The sequence below is a fragment of the Shewanella sp. genome, from assembly GCF_051658185.1.
In the GTDB taxonomy this organism is placed as follows: Bacteria; Pseudomonadota; Gammaproteobacteria; order Enterobacterales; family Shewanellaceae; genus Shewanella.
Window position 1 is genome coordinate 1 of the sequence record NZ_JBOFMC010000239.1, and the last position, 5,604, is coordinate 5,604.

Consider the following 5,604-nt stretch of genomic DNA (forward strand, 5'->3'; position numbering starts at 1 on the left):
AGCGCGGGAGTAAAGGCGCATGAACTACCACTTCATTCGGCGTGGCTTGCAATAGCGCAGCCCCCGCGCATTGGGGCGACTCGACCTGAAAATACCCCAAAAATGCAACATCCAGCGCCACAAAACGCTCAATTAAAAACCGCTGCTCAGGGCGAATATCGGCTTCAAATAACGCAATCCCCGCTTCCTTCGCGATCCTAATCAAGGTCCGATACACTTGATTTGATGAAGTATAAATGCCACTAACCGCCCCGCCACTAAAGCTTTTTAGGGCTAAAGGAACATATCGCAGCAGTTGCCCTGGCATTTGCAACTGCAACGTCGCCACATCCGTTTGATGACAAAAACACAGATACTCGCCATGGTGAACTTCCACCAGCACGGGCCCTTGCTCAGTAGCCAAATAATATTGCAGCACTAACTGGCCATTACGCTGCACGGCATGGCGCGTTAAGACTCGACCCTGTACACTCGTAGTTGCCATAGCCTCAGGCTTCATTCCCATCGGTTCTCAATAAAATCGCCCATAACGGCAGAAAAGTTTCTTAGGCTATGCAATCACTGTTATTATGTACAGCATTAATTCGATAAAGTAGTGACGCATGTTACCTGACAATGTAAAAAACCAAATCCGCGCCATTTATAAAGACATCGCCAGTGCTATGCCTCAGTTTAGGCCGCGCCGGGAACAAAATTATATGGTGGCTGAAATCTCTAAGACCCTTGCGGGCGACTATGACAAAGATAGACGCATTATTGTGGTTGAAGCCGGCACCGGCATTGGTAAATCATTGTCTTACATTTTAGGCACTATCCCACTGGCCCTTGCGAGCAAAAAAAAAGTCTGTATCGCCACCGCCACCGTCGCATTACAAGAACAGTTATTGCACAAAGACTTACCCTTCTTCCTTGCGCAATCGGGGCTCAATTTTCGCTTTGGTTTAGTCAAAGGCCGCCAGCGTTATGTTTGTCTCGCAAAATTGGCCATGTTGATTGGAGATGATAACAGCAGCCAAATGGCCATGTGGCAAACTAAGCCCGACAATAGCCAGATTGCCATGTTGCAAGAACTGCTAAAAGACTACAACGAAGGCCGCTGGAATGGTGAGTTAGATACCCTTACGACCCCCATTCCCGATCACCTTTGGCAACAAATCGCCTGCGATAAACACAGTTGTCACAGGCAAGTGGCCAGCCACCGAAATTGCCCATTTCATAAAGCCCGTGAAGATGTGGATACTTGGGATGTGTTAATCGCCAACCACAGCTTACTGTTTGCCGATTTAGAATTAGGCGGCGGTGTGATCCTCCCCGATCCTGAAGAGGTGTTTTATGTGATCGATGAAGCGCACCATCTGCCCATAGTCGCACGCGATTTTTCTAGCGCCCAGGCCACCCTCAGGGGCGCTACCGACTGGCTTGAAAAGGTCGGTAAAACCAGTGCAAAGCTGCAAAATCAAATCAAAAGCAATCATATCATTGCCCCTGCTCAGGCGATGCAAGATCATATTGGCGATCTCATCAGCCAACTCAACCAAGTGGCACACTTTTGTGATACCCAAACCAAACAATTTGCCAATCCTGAAAATCGCTACCGTTTTGAACATGGCAAACTGCCTGAGGCGCTTAAACTCCCCGCCGAAAACTTGGCGACTACCGCCAGCCTTGCCCTCAAGCAATTTAATAAAATGCAGCTACTCCTCACTGAAGCGATTAAGGATGGTGACATTCCTAAGCACCAATCCGAAGCCTTGCAGACTGAAATGGGATTTATGCTGCAGCGCCTTGAAAACCTGCAAAAATTATGGCGCATGATGGCCAAGGAAGATCATCCCAAAGGCGCCCCGATGGCGCGTTGGATTGAATTAATCACAGGAAAACAAGTCGATTACCTGTTTAGTGCCTCCCCCATCGAGGTAGGGTTTATGCTCGAATCGATGCTATGGCAAAAAGCGGCGGGCGTAGTGCTGTGTAGTGCGACGCTGCGGGCCCTCAATCAATTTGATCACTTTGCCCATCAAGTGGGCTTATCCTTAAACGATGGCAGTCGTTATTTAGCCCTGCAATCGCCCTTTGATTATCCCAATAACGCTACACTGTATTTACCCAAAATGCAGACAGAGCCAACAGACGATGCCTACAGCGCCGAGCTCGCCAAGCTGATCCTCACCTTAATCGAGGGCGAGATGGCCACTTTAGTGCTATTCGCCTCCTATTGGCAGATGGAAAAAGTGGTTGAACTCCTGGAAGGAAAACTCACCACGACGTTGCTCATTCAAGGCAACGCCCCGCGGCAACAATTGCTTGAGGATCACAAAGCCAAATGCGACAAAGGTGAACCTAGCATTTTATTTGGCACGGGCAGCTTTTCAGAAGGTCTTGATTTACCAGGTGAATACTTAACCAATCTCATTATTACCAAATTGCCCTTTGCCGTCCCGACCTCCCCGGTAGAACAAGCGCATGCGGAATACATCAAACTCAGAGGTGGAAATCCTTTTTTGCAACTGACCATTCCCGATGCTTCACGTAAACTCATCCAAAGTTGTGGTAGATTACTGCGTAAAGAACAGGATTACGGCCGAGTCACCATTTTAGATAGACGTTTAGTCACCAAACGCTATGGCAAATCGCTTCTAGATGCCTTGCCGCCTTTTAGACGTGTAATTGAGTAGGATCACACCTTGGAATTGTTGCTCGAGCCCAACAACTGGGCCCTGTTAGCAGGTATTGGCATCATCGCCGGTTTTATCGATGCGGTCGTCGGTGGCGGTGGTTTATTATCGATACCGGCACTGCTAACCCTCGGCATTGCCCCCCACACCGCGCTGGGCACCAACAAATTGGCGGCCAGTTTTGGCTCGGCGATGGCGGCATGGACCTATTATCGTCAGCAATTTTTTACCCCCCACTTTTGGTATATGACCTTTATTGCCACTATCGCCGGCGCGATGCTCGGTAGCATATTGGTGTATTTAGTGGACAGTCACTGGCTCGAAAAAACCTTACCCCTGCTGATCATCGGTGTCGCCATTTATAGTTTAGTCAGCCCCAACGCCATTTTAGATACCGAGTGTCACGCGCCCACACACACGCCATCGAAACAAAAACAAGGTCTACAGGGACTGATTTTGGGAGCCTATGATGGCTTTGCAGGCCCGGGGATCGGCGCATTTTGGACCGTCAGTTCAGGGTCGCTCTACAAATTACCGCTACTGCATAGCTGCGGCCTTGCTCGGGCGATGACCTTTACCAGCAACCTGACTGCCCTCATCATTTTTAGCGGGTTTGGCCAAGTGCAATGGCAAATCGGTCTGTGGATGGGGCTTTGTATGATGTTAGGGGCCTTTATCGGTGCCCGCTGCGCGATAAAATTTGGGCTGCCGTTTATTCGCCCTGTATTTGTGTTAATCGTGCTATCAATTGCCGCTAATTTAGCTTGGAGCGCATGGTTTTGAATACCGAGCAGTTACTCAACACGTTAAAAAGTCAGCTCAAGTCCCTTGAGCAAGAAGTCATTCAACACGATAACCGCCTGGCAAGCACCCAACGTAAACTCTTGCAGGATACCGAACGTTTTAATTCCGCCTTATTTATGCAACAAGGTGCACTATTGATGCCCTGCATAGAGCAAATCCGTTCAAGTATCAACCAATTAGAAAAACAAATTAGGCTTAAACTGGCAGCTCACACTATCGCCTTAAGCTGTGAACGCATTCAGGACCGATTCACTGCCGTAAAACGTGCCCTGCAAACCACTTCGCTTGATGTTAAATCCAAACACCAACAACGCTCGAGCAACCGCGCCCGTTTTGCCAAGCGCCAACAGCAATCCCATCAGGACAGCGGATTTGGTTGGATCGCGAGCAATGTGTTACACAATAGCCATGAAATCTATCAGGAACTGAATAAGCATCTGAATTGGGCCAAAAAATTTGAACAAAAAATTGCAGAAATGGAGTCAAAACTTGAAAACTGTCATAGTGCTGACAAAATCAATTTGCAAAATGACATCCTTTTGATGCATCGTCGTCTCGGAAAATGCCGGCAAGCTATCAGTTATATAGAAGATCGCATTCAAGCATTCGAACGTCCGTATCAGAGCCATAATCGTTAAGGAGCAACAATGAAATCCCTTTTGCCAATCAGCAGTCTGCTTATGTTACTTGGTTCTGCCTCTGCCTATGCTGCAGATCTCCATATTCCGATGTCCTTTGAATACCTCGCCCTCAACGGTCAAAAAGTCGAATCGAGTGCATTTAACCATAAAAGCAAATTAGCACTGACGCCTGGCACCCACAAAATCGCCATTCGCTACCATGAAATGGTCGAAGATGATTTCAGTGACAGCCAATCGTTTGTAAAGTCATCGCCTTTTATCCTGACCTTAGACGTTGACGGTGATTACCAATATTATCTTCAAGCCGCCGATGGTCAGGTGGTTAAAAAACCTAAAGAATATGCCAAAAATCCACAGATAGTATTAACCCGTAGCGACAAGGGCCAAATCCACTATCAAGTGTCCCAAACCAACATTCAAGAAGAAGGTTTTGTCTCTCGGCTATTTAGTGGTAACCAAGTGACCGATGTCTCCAGCACCGCGGCGCAAGCCACAGGTACTGCCGTCACAGCCACGCCCACACCAGAGGCTGCGCCAGCCGATAAACCTTTAGCTGCCGCCACAACAAATACGCCTCCCAATGCGACGGCCACCCCAGAGCAAATGTTGCAATATTGGTGGCTCCAAGCGGATGATAAAACACGTAAAGAATTTATGAGCTGGGCGATTTCTCAGCTATAAGCTCGCGCATTGAATGAGTATGAACTTAGGCCTAAGGCAACGAAACATTAGGCATCAGTGCTTGCTACAGCGCCGATGATGCTCAATCACTTTTATTATCAATTTGCAGCATCTACGGAGTAAGCGTCCCTGTGTTGGCGCTTACTCATTACAAGTCTTACCCCATTCAAAAGCCGACCAGTCACGCTGGTCTCACCAAAACTTCTGCAAATTCGTTTTCGCTCTACAATTAAGTCCAAAACCCAAGTAAACTTTACATTAAAGCGACAATTGACTTGTTAACTGGCACCGTTGTTTCAGCAAACTCTTTAGGATTACTCAATAACACTCATCATGGAGCACGGCAATGCAACTTGAAATCCGCAACTATTACGAAGTTCTCTTAATGGAAATGTTATCCGATGAAGGATTACTTGATGAATTACCAGAGGATTATTTAGCCGATCTTTGTTGTGTCACCCTCAATCAACTGCCTGTACGCTATATCCGTCACCTCGTCGATACTTATTTTTATGAAGACTACGACGAATTAGCTGCGTTAAAGCGGGAGATCCAAACGGCATTAGAAAAATCGCGGGCGTTTCTCAAACACAACGGGCAAAAAAGGCAGCAGGAAACAACTCAATATGACTTATCATAAGGGGCTCAGCAACCAGATCAGCATATCGCTCTATGAGTAGTATTGAAGTATTGAAGTATTGAAGTATTGAAGTATTGAAGTGATGTTAAAGTGTTGACGATCGCTCGGGGGAAGTATGATGCAAACTAAGCAGAAGGAAGGATAACTTTGGAGGTTCCCCTAG

5 protein-coding genes and 1 pseudogene are annotated in these 5,604 nt (G+C 47.2%); 5 read left to right on the forward strand and 1 reads right to left on the reverse strand.

The window, feature by feature from the left end:
• Nucleotides 1-499 (reverse strand): annotated as a pseudogene (locus ACRCZA_RS09330) (DNA polymerase II); the annotation flags it as partial.
• 103 nt (nucleotides 500-602) lie between these two features.
• Here ACRCZA_RS09330 and dinG point away from each other — a divergent pair.
• The 5 genes from dinG to ACRCZA_RS09355 all read left to right on the forward strand — a co-directional run bounded on the left by dinG (nucleotide 603) and on the right by ACRCZA_RS09355 (nucleotide 5,441).
• A complete protein-coding gene (dinG, locus tag ACRCZA_RS09335; RefSeq protein ID WP_438674171.1) occupies nucleotides 603-2,675 on the forward strand; it encodes an ATP-dependent DNA helicase DinG in 2,073 nt (690 codons plus the stop codon).
• A gap of 9 nt (nucleotides 2,676-2,684) precedes the next feature.
• Nucleotides 2,685-3,458 carry a sulfite exporter TauE/SafE family protein gene (locus ACRCZA_RS09340; RefSeq protein WP_438674172.1) on the forward strand — a complete coding sequence of 258 codons (774 nt, stop codon included), beginning with the start codon at nucleotides 2,685-2,687 and terminating at the stop codon, nucleotides 3,456-3,458.
• Entirely contained in the window at nucleotides 3,449-4,117 is a 669-nt protein-coding gene (locus tag ACRCZA_RS09345; RefSeq protein WP_438674173.1) for a primosomal replication protein, read from the forward strand. Before ACRCZA_RS09340 ends, ACRCZA_RS09345 begins: the two co-directional genes overlap by 10 nt.
• 9 nt (nucleotides 4,118-4,126) lie before the next feature.
• A complete protein-coding gene (locus ACRCZA_RS09350) occupies nucleotides 4,127-4,801 on the forward strand; it encodes a DUF2057 domain-containing protein (RefSeq protein ID WP_438674174.1) in 675 nt (224 codons plus the stop codon).
• A 346-nt stretch (nucleotides 4,802-5,147) separates the two neighbouring features.
• A complete protein-coding gene (locus tag ACRCZA_RS09355) occupies nucleotides 5,148-5,441 on the forward strand; it encodes a late competence development ComFB family protein (RefSeq protein ID WP_438674175.1) in 294 nt (97 codons plus the stop codon).
• The last annotated feature ends 163 nt before the right edge of the window (nucleotides 5,442-5,604 follow it).